The organism is Duganella sp. CF517 (genome assembly GCF_900110275.1).
In the GTDB taxonomy this organism is placed as follows: domain Bacteria; phylum Pseudomonadota; class Gammaproteobacteria; order Burkholderiales; family Burkholderiaceae_D; genus Rugamonas.
Map to the genome: position 1 here is coordinate 186588 of NZ_FODC01000003.1, position 18510 is coordinate 205097.

Here is an 18510-nt window from a genome sequence, read left to right on the forward strand (position 1 = left end):
CAAGAGATTTCTACATAGCAATATGCTAGTGAGACTGCCCGGTGTTTTCGGTGGGCGCCGGCGGCGCCGGCATTTGCTTGGCGATTTCCTCGTGCGCGCTGTGCATGACGATCTCGAACGCTTGCGCGAAATCGCGCAGCAATTGCGGCAGCGCGCTCTCCCGCTCTCTCAAACGCTGCTCGAGCGCGGTCGCCGCCGCGAACAGATCTGGCGCGGAAATGTTTCCAGCCGCGCCACGGATCTTATGCACCAGATCGGCCGCCTGCGCCAGGTCGCCGGTGTCGATTGCATCCTGAATGTGTTGCAAAGTGGCGCCGAAATCGTGCGCGAACATGCTCAGCAGCCGGGTCAACAGCGCGCCGTGGCCACCCAGGCGTTCCAGCGCGGCGTGCATGTCGATGCCCGGCCGCGCGCTCGACGGCGCCGCCGGCGCCTGGCCCGTGGCGCGCAACGCTTCCGGTTCGTCCAGCGGCGCGCGGCCGGCGTCGGGTTCCACCCACGTGGCCAGCACCGCGTAGAGCGTGTCAGGATCGATCGGCTTGGTGACGTAGTCGTTCATGTCCATGGCCAGGCAGCGCTCCCGGTAGCCGGCCACCGCGTGGGCCGTCATGGCGATGATCGGCAGCGCGGCGTGGCGCTCGTCGGCGCGGATCAGCGCCGTGGCCTGGTAGCCGTCCATGTCCGGCATCTGGATGTCCATCAGCACCGCGTCGTACTTGCGCGCGTGGACCATGCGCGCGGCCTCGTCGCCGCTGCCCGCCAGGTCGACCCGGACCCCGGCCCGTTGCAGGATTTCGCTCGCCACCTGCTGGTTGATGCTGTTGTCGTCGACCACCAGCACCAGCGCGCCGCGGATGCGCTGGACCGCGAACGGGGGCGTCGCCGGCAGCTTGACGGCGGCCTGACCGGCGTCCAGGCCGAGCGCCGTCATGATCGCGCTGCGCAGCAGATAGGGATTGGCCGGCTTGTCGATGAACGGCATGCGGCGGGTCTGCTCGGCGGCGGCGGCATTGTGTTCGCGCGCGTAGGCGGTGACCATCAGGATCGCCGGCACCGCCGCCAGCGCCGCGTCGGTGCCGATGCGGTGCAGCGTTTCGACGCCGTCCAGGTCCGGCATGTCGGCGTCGATCAGCAGGATGTCGTAGGGATCGAGCTGCAGCGCGGCCACCGCCGCCGCGCCGGAGGTCACGGCGCGCACCTGGAGTCCCAGGCCGCCCAGCTGGATCTTCAGCATGTGGCGCGCCGCCTCGCAATCGTCGACCACCAGCACGCGCTTGCCCAGCACCTGCGCCGGCACCGGCAGCAGGCGTGGCGCCTGGTCGGCGGCCGGTTGCAGCTGCACGGTGAAACTGAAGCTGCTGCCGACGCCGGGTTCGCTGTCGACGGCGATCACGCCGCCCATCTTGCGCACCAGCTGCTGCGAGATCGCCAATCCCAGTCCGGTGCCGCCGTAGAGCCGCGTGGTGCTGGCGTCGGCCTGGGCGAAGGCTTGGAACAGGCGCGCCTGCTGCTCGCCGCTGATGCCAAGGCCGCTGTCCTCGACGGTGAAGCGCAGCGCGAACGCGCCCGGGGCGACGTCGGCGGCGTCGATGTGACGGTCCAGTTCCACCCGCAGTTCGATGTGGCCGCGCGCGGTGAATTTGAGCGCGTTGCCCACCAGGTTGACCAGGATCTGGCTCAGGCGCAGCGGATCGCCCAACAGGTTGGCCGGCACGTCCGGGGCCGACCAGATCACCAGCTCCAGACCGCGCTCGGCGGCGCGCCACGAGAACAGGTCGGCCAGCTGGTTGAGCGTGTCGGGCAGGTCGAACGGCAGCGCCTCCAGTTCCAGCTTGCCCGATTCGATTTTGGAGAAGTCCAGCACGTCGTTGATGATCTCGAGCAGGCTTTGTCCGGCGCGGCCGATCTTGCGGAAGTAGTCCAGCGGCTGCGGCGGCAGGTCGAGGTGGGTGCCCAGGCCGGCGAAGCCGAGGATGGCGTTCATCGGCGTGCGGATCTCGTGGCTGATGTTGGCCAGGAATTCGCTTTTGGCGCGGGTGGCCGCTTCGGCGTTGGCGCGCGCCTGCTCGATCATGCGCAGCGCCCGCGCCTTCTGGTAGGCCGATACGAACGGCTCCTTGAGCGCCTTGAGCAGATCGAGGTCGCTCGCTTCGAACCTGGTCTGGTACTGATAGTTCTCGAAAATCAGGTAGCCCTCGACCTGGCCGTCGAGCACCACGCGCACCGCCAGCATCGCGCAGACATCGCCCGGCAGCGCGTGGGGGTGGTGGATTTCGAAGATGTCGGGCGCGATCATCGATTCGGACGGGGCGTAGCGCAGTTCGGCCTGGCGCAGGTCGATGCTGTAGGCGTCGGTGGCGGCGTCGATGCGGCCCCAGGCCGCGCGCAGGGTCAGCGTCTCGGTGCCGGCCTCGCGCACCAGCGCCAGTGCCGAATCGATGCCCTTGATGACGGTCGACTCCTGCAGGATGGTCTGCAGCAGCGCGTCGAAGTCCAGCTGCTCGTTGATCGATTTGACGATGGCGTTGAGTTTTTCCAGATGGCGGGTGCGCGAGTAGACCAGCGCCTGCAGCGCCTCGCCCTTGTTGTGCAGCTGCCTGACGCGCCAGCGCACCAGCGCCCACGCCAGCAGGCAGGCGCCCAGCAGGTAGCCGGTCCTGGCCCACCAGGTTTGATGCCAGGCCGGTTGCACCACCACCCGCAGCGACAGCTCCTCGACATTCCACAGCCCCTCGCGGTTGCTGCCGCGCAGGCGCAGGCGGTAGGCGCCGGGCGGCAGCCGGTTGTAGCTGGCCACGCGGCGGCTGGCGTCGGCCTCGGTCCAGCGGCGGTCGAAGCCCTCGAGCAGGTAGGCGTAGCGGTTGCGCTGCGGCGCGGAGTAGTCCAGCGCCGCCAGCTCGACCTCGAAACTCTGGGTATCCGGCGCCAGGATGAGGGTCGGACCTTCGGGCGCGCTCAATTGGTCCGGCGTCAGCGGGCGCTGGTCGACCCGCACGGCGCTGATGACCAGCGGCGGGCGGAAGCCCCAGTCGTTCAGGCGCCCCGAGTAGACCACCGCCATGCCGGAGGTGGCGCCGAACAGCAGCTCGCGCTCGCTGGTGACGGTGCTGGCGCCGATGAAGAAGGTGCGGAACGCCAGGCCGTCGGCGCGGGCCAGCGCGCGCGCCTTGAGCGTGACGGCGTCGACCACCGCGATACTGTCGGAGGTGGCGGCCCAGATGCGGCCGGCGGGGTCCGACTGCAGCGCCATGATGGTGCCGGTCGACAGTCCCTCGTCCACGCCGACCCGCTCGAACACCGGCCCACCCCTGGCATCGCGCCCGGTCATCACGCAGATGCCGCCGCCGTAGGTGCCCACCCATAGCCTGCCGCGGCCGTCCATCACCAGCGAGCTGATAACGGCCTCGGAGAGCGCGGTGGGGACGGCCGGCGCGGCATGGATTTGCTCGATCTTGCCGGTCGCCGGATCGAGGCGATTGAGGCCGTTGCGGGTGGCGATCCACAGCGCGCCGTCGGCGTCGGGCACCACGGCGTGGATGCGGTTGTCGGTCAGGCCGCCGGCTTCGGGCGGTCCCTGGACGTAGCGCGTGATGGCGTCGGCGGCGATATCGTAGCGCAGCAGCCCCTCGAAAGTGCCGAGCCAAAGCTGGCCGTCGCGCTTCAGGATGGTGCCGATGCGCGGATACTGGTTCTCCTGCGGCAGCGCGATGCGCTTGACGGCGCGGCCGCCGCCCCTGGTGCGGTACAAACCAAGCTGGGTGCCGATCCAGGCTTCGCCGGCCTCCGCCTCGGCCAGCGCCAGCACCACCCGGTTGGGCAGCGCCGTCTCCGGCTGTTGCGGGTCGGGACGCAGGGCGGCGCGCCGGGCGCCGTCGGTGGCGACGATGTCGACGCCCTGGTCGGCCAGCGCGATCCAGACATCGCCGCGGCTGTCGGTCATCAGCGCGGTGACCGCCGCCTCCAGCTTGCCCTCGCCGCCGAACACCGAGTCGATGCTTTCGCTGTGCGGGTCGTGGATGTCGACGCCGCGCTCGGTGCTGACCCAGATCATGCCGCTGCGGTCGCGCAGCAAGGCGGCGGTGCGGTCGTTGCTGAGGCTGAGCGCAACGGCCGGCTGGTGCAGTATGCGGTTGCCGCGGCCGGTGGCGGTGTGGTACTCGACGATGCCGCCGCCATAGGTGCTTGCCCACCAGTTGCCCGGCGTGCTCTCGGCGACCGATAGCACCATGTTCGATTCCATGTCCTTGACGCCTTTGAGTGCGATCAGGCGGGCGCTGTCGGCCAGCGGATCGACCGTGCCGATGCCGCTTTTGAGCGTGCCGAAGGCGATCTGCCCACGGCTGTTTTCGCCCAGGGCCATGACGGTGTCGCTCCAGCCGCCCTGGCCGGCGTTGACGACCGGGATGGCGGCGATGGCGCCGCCGGGCTTCATCCGCGCCAGGCCGGTGCCGGTGCCGATCCACAGGTTGCCGGAGCGGTCCACCAGCAGCGCGCGGATCTGGTTGTCCGGCAGGCCGGGCGCGGTCTCGCGGGTATGGTTGGTGACCGTGCCGGCGACGGTGTCGTAGAATTTGAGGCCGGTGGGGGTGCCGATCCACAGGTTGCCCTTGGCGTCGCTGGCGATCGCGCTGACCAGGCCCTGGTTCAACTTATCGTCGAGGCGAACGAAGTGCTCCTTGCGATTGTCGTACATCGCCAGGCCGGCGGTGGCGGTGCCGATCCACAGGCGGCCGCGCGGGTCCACGTGCAGGGTTTGAATGAAATCGCCGGGAAGGCTGGTGGGGTCGGCGGCGCTGTGGTGGAAGCTGCGCACGCGGTAGCCGTCCCAGCGCGCCAGGCCGCTCTGCGTGCCGATCCAGATATAGCCGTCGCCGTCCTGCGCCAGCGCCATGCTGACCGGATGCGGCAAGCCTTGTTCCAGTCCGAGGTGTTCAAACAGCGGGGTGGCCAGTTTATCCCAGCGCTCCGCGCCGGCCCTGGCGGGTCCGAACAACATGGCGCCGGCGACAAGGCACAGGCATGCCGCCGGCGCGAAGGCGACACGGGACAGCGGGACGGCACGGCGTAGCCGAAACAGCCGACAAAGGGCGGCGATACAGGCATGCGGCGATAGGGCATGGATGTTCAAATCAGGGCACTCTCCCGGCAAGTGATTATCAGCATACGGAATAGCCGGCCGAAAGTCCATGCTTGCGGCGCGAATTCGCCGGCGCTTGTACAATCGCCGTGAGCACGCCGTTAGCATCAATTTACAAGCCACCCTACATAAAGACTTCGCTATGAAACCACAACTCCTGGTGCTGGCGGCCAGCCCGTCGGCCGCCGTCATGGAACAGCTGGACACCCGCTTCGAATGCCACCACGCGTGGCGCCAGCCGCGCGAGGCGCAGCCCGATTACATCCGCGGCGTGGCCGCCGGTGTGCGCGGCCTGCTGACCACCGGCGCGATCGGCGTCGGCCCGGCGCTGCTGGACCAGTTGCCGGCGCTGGAAATCGTCGCCGTCAACGGCATCGGCACCGACGCGGTGGCGCTGGAGGCGACGCGCGCGCGCGGCATCGCCGTCACCAATACTCCCGGCGTGCTGACCGACGACGTGGCCGACCTGGCGTTGACCTTGTTGCTGGCTGCGGCGCGGCGCCTGCCGGCGCTGGACCGCTACGTGCGCAGCGGCGCCTGGGAGGCGGGACAGCCGCTGGCGCCGACGCGCGCGCTGCGCGGCAAGGTGTGCGGCGTGTTCGGCTTCGGACGCATCGGCCAGGCGGTGGCGGCGCGGGCCGAGGCGTTTGGCATGCGCACGCGGTACTTCCAGCCGCGCGCGATCGCCGGCGTGGTCCAGCCACGGAGCGAGTCGCTGCTGGAGCTGGCGCGGGCCAGCGACTATCTGGTGGTGTGCGCGCCGGGCGGCGCGGCCACCCGGCACGCGGTGGACGCGCAGGTGCTGGCGGCGCTGGGGTCGGAGGGCACGCTGGTGAATATCGCACGCGGTTCGCTGGTGGACCAGCAGGCGCTGATCGCCGCGCTGCGCGATGGCTCCCTGGGGATGGCGGCGCTCGACGTGTTCGATGACGAGCCGCGCGTTCCCGCCGCGCTGCGCGAACTCGAAAACGTGGTGCTGGCGCCGCACGTGGGCAGCCTGACGGTGGAGACCCGCCACGCGATGGGTCAGCTGGTGGTGGACAACCTGGTGGCGCATTTCGACGGGCGCCCGCTGCTCACGCCCGTGGCATAGGTGGCGCCGAGAATTGCCTTGCGGTAATTAAGGCGTCATATTCGTCGCGTATAGTGATTAATGTCGGTCTTATAACATTAATTACTCGGAAGAACTGTCGCGATGAAACTCCCTCAATTAAGAACCGGCGCGCGCGTGCTGGCGTCGTTCGCCACGCTGCTGCTGGCGATGGCCTGCATGTCGGCCGTGTCGTTGTGGCGCCTGCAGTCGGCCAACGACACCACATCCAATCTGGTCGATGACAAGCTGGCCAAACAGCAGTTGACGTCCGAACTGCTGGGCGTGGCCGAGCTCAATGGCCTGCGGGCCATTTCGATCGCCCGCAGCGACAGCCTGGAAGTGGGCGACATCTTCCAGGCGCAGCTGGCCGCCGGCGAAAAGGTCGCCGAGGGCATGGATCGGCAACTGGCCGCGCTGCCGGCCGACGGCGTCGAGCACGCGTTGCTGTTGGCCGTCGGCGCCAGGTGGTCCGCGTATCTGGCGCTGCGCGCCGACCTGTTCAAGCTGAAGGAGGGCGGGCGGATACAGGAAGTGGCCGACTTGCTCGACACCCGCCTGGCCGCCGCTTTCGGCGCTTACACCGGCGCGCTGCAAAAACTGCTGGAATATCAAACCCAGGAGGCCAGGACGATGGCGGCGCTGTCGGCCGTCCAGTATCGAAGCAGCCGCGCGCTGCTGATCGGCCTTGGCGTGGCGACGCTGGCGCTGGGCGCGGTGCTGGCGCTGATGCTGACCCGCAGTATCGTGCGTCCGCTCACGCGCGCGGTGGCGCTGGCCGAACAGGTGGCGGCCGGCCGGCTGCACGTGGTCATCGAACATGGGCGCGGCGACGAGATCGGCCAGCTGTTCGACGCGTTGAGCCACATGACCGGCCGCCTGGCCGATACCGTCGGCCGGGTGCGCGACGGCGCGGTGGCGATCGACTCGGCCTCGCGCGAAATCGCCAACGGCAATCTGGATCTGTCGCGCCGCACCGAGCATCAGGCCGGAGCGCTGCAGGAAACCGCGTCGGCGATGGTGCAACTGACGTCGGCGGTGCGCGACAACAGCGCCAACGCGCGCCAGGCCAACGCGCTGGCCTTGTCGGCGTCGGAGGTGGCGGGCAAGGGCGGCGAGGTGGTGTCGGAGGTGGTGCGGACGATGGCCGGCATCAACGCCTACGCGCACAAGATCGTCGACATCACCGGCGTGATCGACAGCATCGCCTTCCAGACCAATATCCTGGCCTTGAACGCCGCCGTCGAGGCGGCGCGCGCGGGCGAGCAGGGTCGCGGCTTCGCGGTGGTGGCGTCGGAGGTGCGCAATCTGGCCCAGCGTTCGGCGGCGGCGGCCAAGGAGATCAAAAAACTGATCAACGACTCGGCCGGGCAGATCGCCAGCGGCAGCGCGCTGGCCGAAACCGCCGGCGCGACGATGGACGAAATCATGCTGAGCGTGCGCAAGGTGACCGCCATCATGGCCGCGATCAGCAGCGCCAGCGCCGAGCAGGAACACGGCATAGGACAGGTGACCACCGCCATCGGCGAGATGGACGGCGTCACGCAGCAGAACGCCGCGCTGGTTGAAGAGGCGGCAGCGGCGGCGGCGGCGATGCGGGCGCAGGCCAGGGAACTGGCGCAGCTGGTCGGATCGTTCAAGATCGACGCCACGACAACGAAAGCGCCGATGCCGACGAAATCAAGCACAGCCCTGATTCAGGTGGGGCGGATCGGCGCGGCGTGATCGGCCATGCCCGCGTTGCGGCGACTTATAAACCGGCCGATATTGCTGTAAACTGAGGGAGCTCAGCACTACTAACTCTCCCGAACTCCCCATGTCCGCTACCAAATCCCCGTCCGGCACCCCACCGATGTTCAATCTGGCGTGGCCGCTGCTGGTCGAACTGGGATTGGCGATCGGCGCCGGCGTGGTCGGCACCGCGTTGGCCTCGCGCATCTCCGACGCCGCCGGCGGCGCCTTCGCGATCGCCAGCCAGGTCTCGGCCACGCTGTTCATCCTGTTCCGCATCATCGGCGCCGGCGTCAGCGTGGTGGTCACGCAAAACCTCGGTGGCGGCCAGCGCGACGCCGCCGACAAGGTCGCCCGCGCGGTCGTCGGCGCCAGCACCTGGCTCGGCGCCGTCGCGGCGCTGGCGGCGCTGGCCGGCGCCAACGGCCTGCTACACCTGCTCAACGCGCCGCCCGAGGTGTTCCCGCTGGCCGCGCCGCTGTTGATGGCGCTCGCCCCGTCGCTGCTGTTCGACGCCTGGAACGCGTCGATGGCCAGCGTGATGCGCGCGCATTTGCGCACGCGCGACACGCTGCTGGTGCTGATCGCCATGCACCTGAGCCACCTGGCGCTGGCGATTCCGCTGATGTACGGCTGGGGGCCGGTGCCCGCCATGGGCTTGCCCGGCTTCGCGGCGGCGCTGGCGGTCAGCCGCGCCATCGGTCTGGCGCTGCATCTGTGGCTGTGGCGCATCCACCTCGGCGTCACCCTGGTGCGCAGCGACTGGTGGCGACTGCCGCGCCGCGAACTGGCTGCGGTGCTGCACATCGGCCTGCCCGGCGCCGCCGAGAACATCGCCTACCGCCTGGCGTTCATGTTCAGCGTGGCGACGGCGGCGCAACTGGGCGCGACCTCGCTGGCGACGCAGGCCTACGTGCTGCAGCTGATGGGCGGGGTGATGATGTTCAGTATCGCCACCGGCCTGGCGGTGGAAATCGTGGTCGGCTACCTGATCGGCGCGGGCGACCTGCGCGAGGCGCACGCGGTGGTGCGGCGGGCGCTCAAAATCGGCCTGGTGGCGTGCGTGGCGATCGCCGCCGCCGCGGCGTTGGGCGGCCGCTGGCTGCTGGGCTGGTTCACGCAGGACCAGCACATCATCGACGCCGGCATCACGCTGTTGTGGATCACGGTGCTGCTCGAACCGGGCCGCACCTTCAACCTGGTGGTCATCAACGCGCTGCGCGCGGCCGGCGACGCCCGTTTTCCGGTGATGGCGGGGGCCTTGTCGATGCTGCTGGTACTGGCCGGCGGCAGCTGGGTGCTGGGTGTGGTGCTGGGCTGGGGCCTGGTCGGCGTCTGGATCGCCTACGTCGCCGATGAATGGATACGCGGCTTGATCATGTGGCACCGCTGGCAAACCCACGCCTGGGTGCCGCATGCGCGGGCGTCGCGCAAGCGCCTGCGGCCCGCGATCGTGGTCGAAGGATGAAGAAACGCCCGGGGTCCGTTTCCGTCGCCGCCGGGCGTTATCATCACACATCGTCATCGCACATCGTCATTGCACGTTGAGGATCACCTTGATCGTGTCGTCGACCTGTGATTTCTCGATGTAGCCGATGGCGGTCGGATCCGCCGCCACGGCCTTTTTCACCTCGGCGCTGGAGGCGTATTCCTTCGGCGCGCTGGCCTTGCCGGTGAAGACCAGCTTCGACCAGATGGCCTTGACCTGCGTCGCATCCTTGTCCAGCACCTTTTTATAAAACTCGTTGCGCAGCGCGCCGTCGGTGTGTTCGATGGGAGTGAACAAGGTCGATTTACCCAGGAAGAACTGGCCCGCCTGTTCGCTGAACATGCGCGTGGCAGGGTTCTTCGGACTGACGATCACCACGATCTCCGCCGCGAACGAAGGCGCACCGAAGGCGCAAACACCCGCCGCCAGCAGCAGCTTGCCGATAGTCGTTTTCATGTGGCTCTCCTTAGAAGACGAAATCGACCGCGGCGGCATACACATTCACCGTGCCGCCGGCGAAGCCTGGCTGGGGGTTGACGAGGTAGCCGACACCATCGCGTGTCTTGACCCGGTCCATCTGGACCTTGAACGCCGCCGATTTGTAGAAGTCCCAGCGCAGGCCGATCGCGGTGCTCGATTGCAGCCCCGCCTTGAGCGCGCCGTTCGCGCCGGCCGTCAGCGGCGCCAGCGGACCGGTGGTCGGCAGCGTCGAGAAGCTGCGGATGCTGTCCTGCTTGACGTCGCCGTGCATCACGAACGGCAGGAACTTACCCATGCGGTAGCCCAGCATCGCATACCAGGATGTGGTGTCGTGCACCAGGCGGGTGTCGGTCTTGCGCTTGGCGTATTCGGCCATGCCGATGATGTTGCGGTAGTCCATGCTGATGCCGGCCGAATTGAACGTGCCGGTGACATCGCGCGACGGTATCTGCGCCAGAATGCCGGTCATATTCAGGGCGGTGAATGCGTTCGTCAGCGTGCGCACATTGACGCTGTCGTTGATGGTCAATTTGGTGCGCGAGTGGCCGAGGCGGTAGGTGAACGGCCCGTTCTCGAGCAGCAGCTGCGCCGCCATGGCCGGCTTGAACTCGACTTCGACGCCATCATCCAGGCGCACTTTGGCCCTGCCGATGCCAAATTGGGCGGTGACGGTGCTGTCGCCGAACGCGTGCTGGTAGGTGATGTCGCCGCCGTCGGCGCTGTCGAAGGGCACTTGACGATACACTTCGGTCGGGGGGCGCAGCATGGTGTTGGCGTAGCCGACGTTGCGCACATCGGAAATCATGTAGACCGGCAGGCCGACCCGCCCCAGGCGCACCGAGAAATCGTCATTGATCTTGAATTTGGCGAAGGCCCAGGTCAACTCGGCGCCGTAGCTGTCTTCCTCGCCGTACTTGCGCACCAGGCCCTGGGCGGTGAACGAAATGGTCTCGCTTAACTTGCCGGTGACCTGCAGTCCCAGATTGGAATCGACGCCGGTGCGCCAGTGCTTGGCCGCGCCGCTGGCCTGGTTCAGGCGCGAGAACTCGGCGTCGTTGGTGTCGGTCCGCGTCACGGCGCCGGTGCCGAATCCGCTGACCGTGATGGGGAGGCTGTCTTGCGCGTCGGCCGTGGCGCAGAACGCGCCGAGGATCGTCAATGCCATCAGCGATTTCATCGCGGGGTTGAAAACTGTGTTGCTGGCTAAAGTGCGGGTTGCGAGCTGGTTTTGTTTCATGTGTACCCTCCGGTGGTTATATCTGGACGTACTCGTTCGTCCTCGACCTCTTTTTTAGTGTGGCCCGGAAGGGCTTGATTTAGGTTGAATTTATACCGAAATGTCACATTTTCGTTGTTATAGGGCAACGACTTGCGACATGGGACCGCTGTTCCGTGACTGAAACGCCAAGCTTGCCTACGCCATGTCCGCGACTTTTACCACGCGCGCCGGCGCCGCGCGGTCGCCGGTCACGACACAATTGCGCGGCGGAGGGCGTTAGCGGCTGTCGGCGGACGGCGCGCTCAGGTTGCGCAGGATCGCGCGCAGCATTTCCTCGACGTCGATCGGCTTGGCGATGAAGTCGTTCATGCCGGAAGCGGTGCATTGTTCGCGTTCCGAGGCCAGCACGCCGGCCGTCATCGCCAGCACGGGCAGCGTCAGTTTCAGTTCCGAGCGTATCAGGCGGGTCGCCTCGAAGCCGTCCATCTCCGGCATCTGCACGTCCATCAGCACCACGTCGTAGCGGTGCGATTCGGTGCGCAGCAGATCGACCGCCGCGCGGCCGTTGTCGACCGAATCGATGGTGGCGCCGGCGTAATCGAGCATGCTCCTGGCGACCAGCTGATTGATCGGATTGTCTTCCACCAGCAGGATGCGCACGCCGTCGACCCGCAGGCCGGCGGGCGGTCCCGAGGCACCCGCCGAAGCCTGCGCATGTGCAGCCTCCATCGCCGGCGCGCGTTCCGCCGCCGCCGCATCACCGGTTTGTTCCGAGTTCGCCTTGCCCGCCGCCGACGTTTCGCGGGCCGCGCGCGCCAGCCGCACGGCGTCTTGCAGGCGCTGGCCGGTGACGGGTTTGAGCAGTACCGCGTCGGCGCTGCGGGCGCCGTCGGTGTGCAGCAGTTTGCCCTGGCCGAAGGCGCTGACCATCAGGACGATGGGCGGCGCGGCGGTGACGGTGGCGCGGATCGCCTCCATGGTCTGCAGGCCGTCCATGCCGGGCATGTTCCAGTCCACCAGCACCGCGCCGTAGCGGCCACCGGCCCCGCGCAGCAACGTCAGCGCCTGCTCGCCCGAGCCGGCGCAGTCGCAGCGCCAGCCTTGCGCGCGTATCGTTTTGTACAGATAGGCGGCGCTGAGCGCATCGTCTTCGACCACCAGCAGATGCGGCGCGGGCAGCCCGCCGGCGTCGGCGGCGGGGGCGTCGGCGTGCGGCATCGGCACCGTCAGCACGAATTCGCTGCCCACGCCCGGCGTGCTGCGGACCTCGATCGCGCCGCCCATCAACGCGGCGATGCGGCGCGAGATCGCCAGTCCCAGGCCGGTGCCGCCGAAGCGGCGCGTCATCGAGGCGTCGGCCTGGGAGAACGGCGCGAACAATTGCGCCAGGCTGTCGGCGGGAATGCCGATGCCGCTGTCGCTGACGGTGAAGCGCAGCGTGGCCGGCGCGTCCGCCAACTCCACCAACTCCACCAACACCGCCACCGAGCCTCTTTCGGTGAACTTGATGGCGTTGCCGACCAGGTTGACGAGGACCTGCTGCAGCCGGTGGCCGTCGCCGACCAGCGCCTGCGGCACGCCCGGCTCGATGCCGATCGCCAGCTCGAGGTCCTTCTCGCCGCCGTTGACGGTCATGATGTTGGCCAGCGCCTCGAGCACGGCGCCAAGCTGGAACGGCGCGGGCGACAGCTCCATGCGGCCCGCTTCGATCTTGGAGAAATCGAGCACGTCGTTGAGGATGCCGAGCAGCGAGTTGCCGGATGTGCGTATCATCTCCAGGTACTTTTGCTGGGCCGGCGAGAGCGGCGTGTTGTTCAACAAATGCGTCATCCCCAGCACGGCGTTGAGCGGGGTGCGGATCTCGTGGCTCATATTGGCGACGAACTCGGTCTTGGCCCGGCTGGCCGCTTCGGCCAGGTCGCGCGCGGCGATCAGCGAGCTTTCCGACTCGCGCAGGGCGCCCGTCATTTGCCGCGCCAGCGCGGTGGCGTAGACGTGGCGCGCGGTCAGCGCCCGCACCACGCCGAAGAACAACAGGCTGATGATGACGCCGGCCAGCAGCACGATATGCGATTTCTGGCGGTCGATGGAGCGCTCGAACGCCGGCAGCGACGTGAAACGCAGCGTCCAGCGGTGCTGCAGCAATTCGAGCGGCATTTCGCGCACGAACGGATTGGGATAATGCAGGCGGTCGTTTTCGGTGCGGTCGGCGGCGCTGGCGTAGAGCCGGGCCTTGGCGTCGGCCTCGTCGCCGTCGAAGATCTCCAGCCGGATCGCGTGCGTGCCGGCGCGGTCGTCGGCCCGGCCGCCGCCGACGAGCAGATCGCGCATCAATTCCTCCGCCAGGATCGGGCTGTAGGCGTAACCCTGCAGCGCCGCCAGACGCTGCGCCGGCGTGGCGCCGGCCGCCAATGCCGCCTGCTTGCGGTAGACCGGGAAGTACATCAGGAATCCCGGCTGATGCCCGCTCCGGGCGCTCTGGACCAGTTCCACTTTGGCGCTGAGCGCCGGCAGGCCCGAGCGCGCGGCGTTGCGCATCGCGACCTTGCGGATCGGTTCGGAGAACATGTCGTAGCCGAAGGCGCGGCGATTGCGCTCGTCGAACGGCTCGAGATAGTAGACCGGCGCCGACGATGGCGGCGGCTGCGCGGCATCGGCCGCATTGAGCGACCAGATACGGAACTCCGGATAGCCTTCCTGGCGCACCTGCCGCTCCAACGCGCCGCGCTGGTCCTGGCGCAGGAAGACGGCGTAGCCCAGCCCCATCACGCCGGGGAAGTTGTTTGCCAGGTCAAGGCCGGCGGCGAACTCGCGCCACTGGGCGCGCGTCGGCGCCGGTTCGGCATTGAACAGCGCCTGGGCGCCGCGCAGGCCCGATTCATACAGGTTCATACGCTGGACGATGCGCTGGGCGATCTCCGCGGCCTCGGCGTCGAACCGTTCGCGCGCGCGCCGTTCGGTGTTCACCGCCACCAGATGCCACACCAGCACCGTCAGTCCGACCCCCACCAGCAAGGTTGTCCATTGGGCGGCGCTGTGTTCCTGGACGGTCGTTTGCAGTCGTTGCCGTTCGCTGGCATCGGCGCTCAGCACCAGGCCGATCAGGCAACACAGCACGATGAAGCTGTCGAGCGAAATCAGCGCGTCGTTGAGGGTGCCGGCGGCGAACGGACCAAGGCCGTTGACGGTGCCCAGCACCGCGCCGGCGGCGGCGCACAGGTACACGGCGCTGGCGCCGCGCAGGCCGTAGCGGTAGGACGCCCAGGCCACGCACAGCACGAACAGATAGGGCAGCCATCCGAGGTGGTCGTCGGGCGAGTGGGCGCGGAAGAACACCATGGCGATCAGCGCCAGCAACGCCGCCAGCGACAGCGCCGCCTCCAGCGCCCCGCGCCAGCGCCAGCCGCGCGAGCGGCCGACCCACCAGGCGATGATCGCCGGCGTCACCAGCAGCACGCCGGCGGTGTCGCCAACCCACCAGGTCAGCATGACGGTGGCGTAGGCGTCGGCGCCGGCCAGGCCGAAAAGCACGAGGGTGGTGGTGCCGATGCCGGAACTGACCAGGCACATGGCCATGGCGACCAGCGCGAACTTGTAGACGTTCTGCAGCTGGCCGAGCGGCTGCGTGGCGTCGGCGTAGCGGCGGAGCAGCCAGTTCCCCGCCAGCGCCTCCAGGGTGTTGCCGGCGGCGATGGCGCCCGAGGCCAGCGCCAGGGCGCCGCCCACGGGCAGGCCGTTGGCGTGGAAGGTGGCGAGATTCGCTGCGAAGGCTCCCAACATGATAGCCGGCCAGGCGCGATAGCCGATCAGCAGGATGGCGGCGAAAGCGATGCCGGAGGGCGGCCACACCGGCGTGGCGTTGGTGTTGGCGAAGGCCAGCAGCAGGCTGGCGCGGGCGACAAGCGCGTAGCAAAGCGCCAGCAGCGCCAGCCGCGCCAGCCCGCCCAGCGGTGTTGGCGGCGCGCCGGCTTCCGCGGTCCAGGCAAACAGCAGCGAGCGCTCGCTTGCGGCCGGGGAATCCGTATCGTGACCTACGCGCATGGCAGCATGTTGTGGGTTATCTGAGTGGCACCCGGCCACTATAGCGTATTTGCCCCGGCGTTTGCGCGGGGTTCGCGCATTTCGCGCCGCCGGCATGCATTCCGCGCCTTCCCCGCGCGGTTCGTCGCATCGGCCGCCGACGGGGCCGGCCCCTGTCTACAGTGGAATCCTGATGCATGCATTACAACCACCACACCGACGGAGCCGGACATGCCATGCCATACCACGACAGCCTTCCTTGCCTTTGCCTCCATCTCCGCCGCAGCCGGCGCCGGGGCGGCCGACCTCACCATCACCGTCGAAGGCGTCGCCAGCGCCGATGGCCGGGTGATGGTCGCCTTGTACAACTCCGCCGGGACATTTCGCGGCAAACCTTACCTGGCGCGGATGACTCCCGCGTCGGCGGGCGCCGTCACGCTGGAGCTCAAGGAACTGCCGGCCGGCGACTATGCGTTCGCGGTCTATCACGACGCCAACGGCAATGGCAAACTGGATTTGAACGCGCTTGGCATGCCGGTCGAGGACTATGCATTCAGCAACAACGCCATGGGCAATCGCGGCGCGCCGGCCTACGAGGACGCCCGCTTCCAGGTGCCGGCCGGCGGCGCCGCCGTCAACGTCAACCTGCGCTGAAAGGGAAGATGATGAACCAACGCCGTCAATTCCTTGTCCGTGGCATCGGCCTTGCCGCCCTGGGCGCGTCCACCGGGCCGGCGCTTGCCGACAGCGAGACATCGCGCCGCTTCCACCAGGCGCTCGAGCGCAATCCGCGCCTGTCCGTGTACGCCGATAGCAGTGGCGAACAGGCCGGCGCCGCGCAGGTTTGGGGCAGCATGCCGCCGGACCTGAACGGCGTGTTTTACCGCAACGGGCCGGGACGCTTCGAGTTGGGCGGCGAGCGCTATCACCACTGGTTCGACGGCGACGGCTTTGCCCAGCGCTGGCAAGTCGGTGGCGGCCAGGCGGTTCACCGGGGCCGTTTCGTGATGACGAAAAAATTCGAGGAGGAGAGCAGGGCGGGCCGCTTCCTGTATCCCGCCTTTGGCACCCGGATCGCGCGCCGGGCGGTGAAGAACAATGACAGCGTCAACGTCGCCAATACCAATCTGCTGCCGTTCAATGGCGCCGTGTACGCGCTGTGGGAGGGCGGATCGGCGATCGAACTCGATCCGGAAACGCTGGCCACGCGCGGCGTCAAGACATGGCGCGCCGATCTGAAGGCCATGCCTTTCTCCGCCCATCCGAAAATGGACCCGGACGGCGGCCTGTGGAACTTCGGCAATGCGCCCGGCGGCGACCAGCTGGCCGTATACCGCCTGAACGCCGCCGGCGAGGTGACCCGCAGCGCCTTGGTGGCGGTGCCCCGCCTGAACATGGTGCACGACTTCGTCGTCAGCGGCCGCCATCTGATCTTCCTGGTGCCGCCGTACGCCATGCGCGCCGATGCCGGCCTCAGTCTGGCCGAACGCATGCGATGGGATGGCGGCGCGCGGCCGCTGCGCGCGGTCGTCATCGACAAGAATACGCTGGAACTGCGCCAGGTGTTCGAGCTGCCGGCGCGCTCGGTGTTCCACCTCGGGAACGCGTTCGAGGACGGCGGCTGCACCCGGCTGGACGCGGTGCTGCACGAAGGCGACGTCCTGCCCGACCCCGCGCTGCCGATGCGCGGGGATATGCGCGACTATCGCGAGGGACGCAGCGCCACGGTGCAGATCACGCTGGACTATGCCAGCGGCCGGGCGCGCGAGGCGCGCCTGTTCGGCGTCAGCGAGTTCCCGCGCGTGGCGCCGCAGGTGGTATCGGCGCGCCATCGCCGGCTTGTGGTGCTGGGCGCCGATGGCGTCGGCAAGGATTTGATCCTGAATACCGTCAATTTGATCGACACCGACAGCGGCAAGGCCGATAGCTACGCCTTCGGCGCCGGCTGGCAGGTGGAGGAGCACGTGCTGGTGCCGCGGCGCGGAGCGCGCGCGGAGACCGACGGCTACCTGCTTGGCGTGGCGCAGGACACCCGGCGCGGCCAAACGGTGCTCACGGTGTTCGATGCGCACAACATCAAAGCCGGTCCGAGGGCGCTTGCGCGATTGTCCTATCGCGCGCCGGTTTGCTTTCATGGTAACTTTCTGGCGACATGAATATTCCATCCAATTCCATCCCCGGCGGCAGACCGCCACCGATCGCGCATCCGCTCGAAGTGATCCCGGTTTTCCGGCGCTGGCCGTCGTCGGTGCCGCGCAACGTGCTCTATACGATCATCTTCAGCTGCGCGGTGGCGCTGGTGTTGACGGCGGTCGACAGCGCCAGGGGCGCGAGCGCACAAGTGCTGCGCGCCGACTTTCCCGCCACGCTGTTGATCTCCAACCTGATCGGCGCGCTGGTTTACGGCGGTATGCTCGTGCTCAATCGCTCGCTTGACGGCTGGGTGGCGCGCCTGCGCGGGTTCAGGCGCATGCTGTTCTATGTGGCGCTGATGTCGGTCGGCGTGCCGCTTGGCATAGGGTTGGGCAACGTGCTGCTGCGCGGTACCAATCCACTGGTGGTGCTGGCGCAGCGCGGCGTGTGGGTGTATTCGCTGGCGACGGCGGTGTTTGTCGGCGGCTTTATGTACCTCGTTCATCGAGCCGGGGAACAGCGTATGCAGGCGGCGATGGCGACGGCGCGCAACAACGAGTTGATCGCGTCCAGCCAGCGGCTGCTGGCAGAGGCGCGCCTGCGCGCGCTGCAGGCGCAGATCGAGCCGCACTTTTTGTACAACACGCTGGCCAATGTGGTGGGTTTGATCGGCACCCAGCCGGCGCGCGCGCAGCATATGCTGGAACGGTTCATCGACTACCTGCGCGCCAGCCTGGCGGCCAGCCGCGGCGACCAGACCACCCTGGCCAGCGAGGCGGCCCTGCTGGCGGCGTATCTGGATGTGCTGGCGGTGCGCATGGGCGAGCGGCTGCGCTACCGCATCGACCTGCCGGACGACCTGCGCGGCTTCGCCATCGCCCCGATGCTGCTGCAGCCAGTGGTGGAGAACGCGATCACCCACGGCCTGGAGCCGAAGGTGGAGGGCGGCGAGATCGCCATCGCCGCGCGCGTGCTCGGCGACCGTGTGTGCGTCGAGATCAGCGACACCGGCGTCGGCCTGGCCGGCCAAGGCGCGGCGTCGCGCAAGCCCGGCGGCGGCGTCGGCTTGAGTAATCTGCGCGAGCGCCTGGCCAGTTTGTACGGCGGCGCGGCTCGGGTAGAATTACTGGAAAACCAACCCTGCGGCATGACGGTGCGCCTGATGCTGCCTTTGAATGCGAGTCCGACATCGATACCTTCCACGCCCTGAT

The 18510-nt window shown here is 68.2% G+C and carries 10 protein-coding genes; 6 read left to right on the forward strand and 4 right to left on the reverse strand.

Annotation, left to right across the window (positions count from 1 at the left end):
* Positions 1-25: 25 nt before the first annotated feature.
* A complete protein-coding gene (locus tag BMX85_RS12600; RefSeq protein WP_090318173.1) occupies positions 26-4996 on the reverse strand; it encodes a hybrid sensor histidine kinase/response regulator in 4971 nt (1656 codons plus the stop codon).
* A gap of 283 nt (positions 4997-5279) precedes the next feature.
* Here BMX85_RS12600 and BMX85_RS12605 point away from each other — a divergent pair, with 283 nt between their 5' ends.
* The 3 genes from BMX85_RS12605 to BMX85_RS12615 all read left to right on the forward strand — a co-directional run bounded on the left by BMX85_RS12605 (position 5280) and on the right by BMX85_RS12615 (position 9426).
* Entirely contained in the window at positions 5280-6230 is a 951-nt protein-coding gene (locus tag BMX85_RS12605) for a 2-hydroxyacid dehydrogenase (protein ID WP_090318176.1), read from the forward strand.
* A 102-nt stretch (positions 6231-6332) separates the two neighbouring features.
* On the forward strand, positions 6333-7952 hold the full coding sequence (locus BMX85_RS12610; RefSeq protein ID WP_090318179.1) for a methyl-accepting chemotaxis protein: 1620 nt from the start codon (positions 6333-6335) through the stop codon (positions 7950-7952).
* 91 nt (positions 7953-8043) lie between these two features.
* Positions 8044-9426: an MATE family efflux transporter gene (locus BMX85_RS12615; RefSeq protein ID WP_090318182.1), complete on the forward strand. Its 1383-nt coding sequence runs from the start codon at positions 8044-8046 to the stop codon at positions 9424-9426.
* 66 nt (positions 9427-9492) lie between these two features.
* On the opposite strand, the gene BMX85_RS12620 is transcribed toward BMX85_RS12615, so the two are convergent.
* The 3 genes from BMX85_RS12620 to BMX85_RS12630 all read right to left on the reverse strand — a co-directional run bounded on the left by BMX85_RS12620 (position 9493) and on the right by BMX85_RS12630 (position 15187).
* A complete protein-coding gene (locus BMX85_RS12620) occupies positions 9493-9903 on the reverse strand; it encodes a type 2 periplasmic-binding domain-containing protein (protein WP_090318185.1) in 411 nt (136 codons plus the stop codon).
* Positions 9904-9913: 10 nt separating this feature from the next.
* On the reverse strand, positions 9914-11092 hold the full coding sequence (locus tag BMX85_RS12625) for a porin (RefSeq protein ID WP_229210426.1): 1179 nt from the start codon (positions 11090-11092) through the stop codon (positions 9914-9916).
* Between the two features lie 330 nt (positions 11093-11422).
* Positions 11423-15187: a CHASE domain-containing protein gene (locus BMX85_RS12630; RefSeq protein ID WP_090318191.1), complete on the reverse strand. Its 3765-nt coding sequence runs from the start codon at positions 15185-15187 to the stop codon at positions 11423-11425.
* Positions 15188-15397: 210 nt separating this feature from the next.
* Here BMX85_RS12630 and BMX85_RS12635 point away from each other — a divergent pair, with 210 nt between their 5' ends.
* Genes BMX85_RS12635 through BMX85_RS12645 form a run of 3 tightly spaced genes read left to right on the forward strand, consistent with a single transcriptional unit; the run spans position 15398 to position 18509 of the window.
* On the forward strand, positions 15398-15820 hold the full coding sequence (locus BMX85_RS12635) for a DUF2141 domain-containing protein (protein ID WP_090318194.1): 423 nt from the start codon (positions 15398-15400) through the stop codon (positions 15818-15820).
* Positions 15821-15828: 8 nt separating this feature from the next.
* A complete protein-coding gene (locus BMX85_RS12640; protein ID WP_229210427.1) occupies positions 15829-17322 on the forward strand; it encodes a carotenoid oxygenase family protein in 1494 nt (497 codons plus the stop codon).
* On the forward strand, positions 17319-18509 hold the full coding sequence (locus BMX85_RS12645) for a sensor histidine kinase (RefSeq protein ID WP_090318199.1): 1191 nt from the start codon (positions 17319-17321) through the stop codon (positions 18507-18509). The genes BMX85_RS12640 and BMX85_RS12645 overlap by 4 nt, the downstream gene beginning before the upstream one ends.
* The last annotated feature ends 1 nt before the right edge of the window (position 18510 follow it).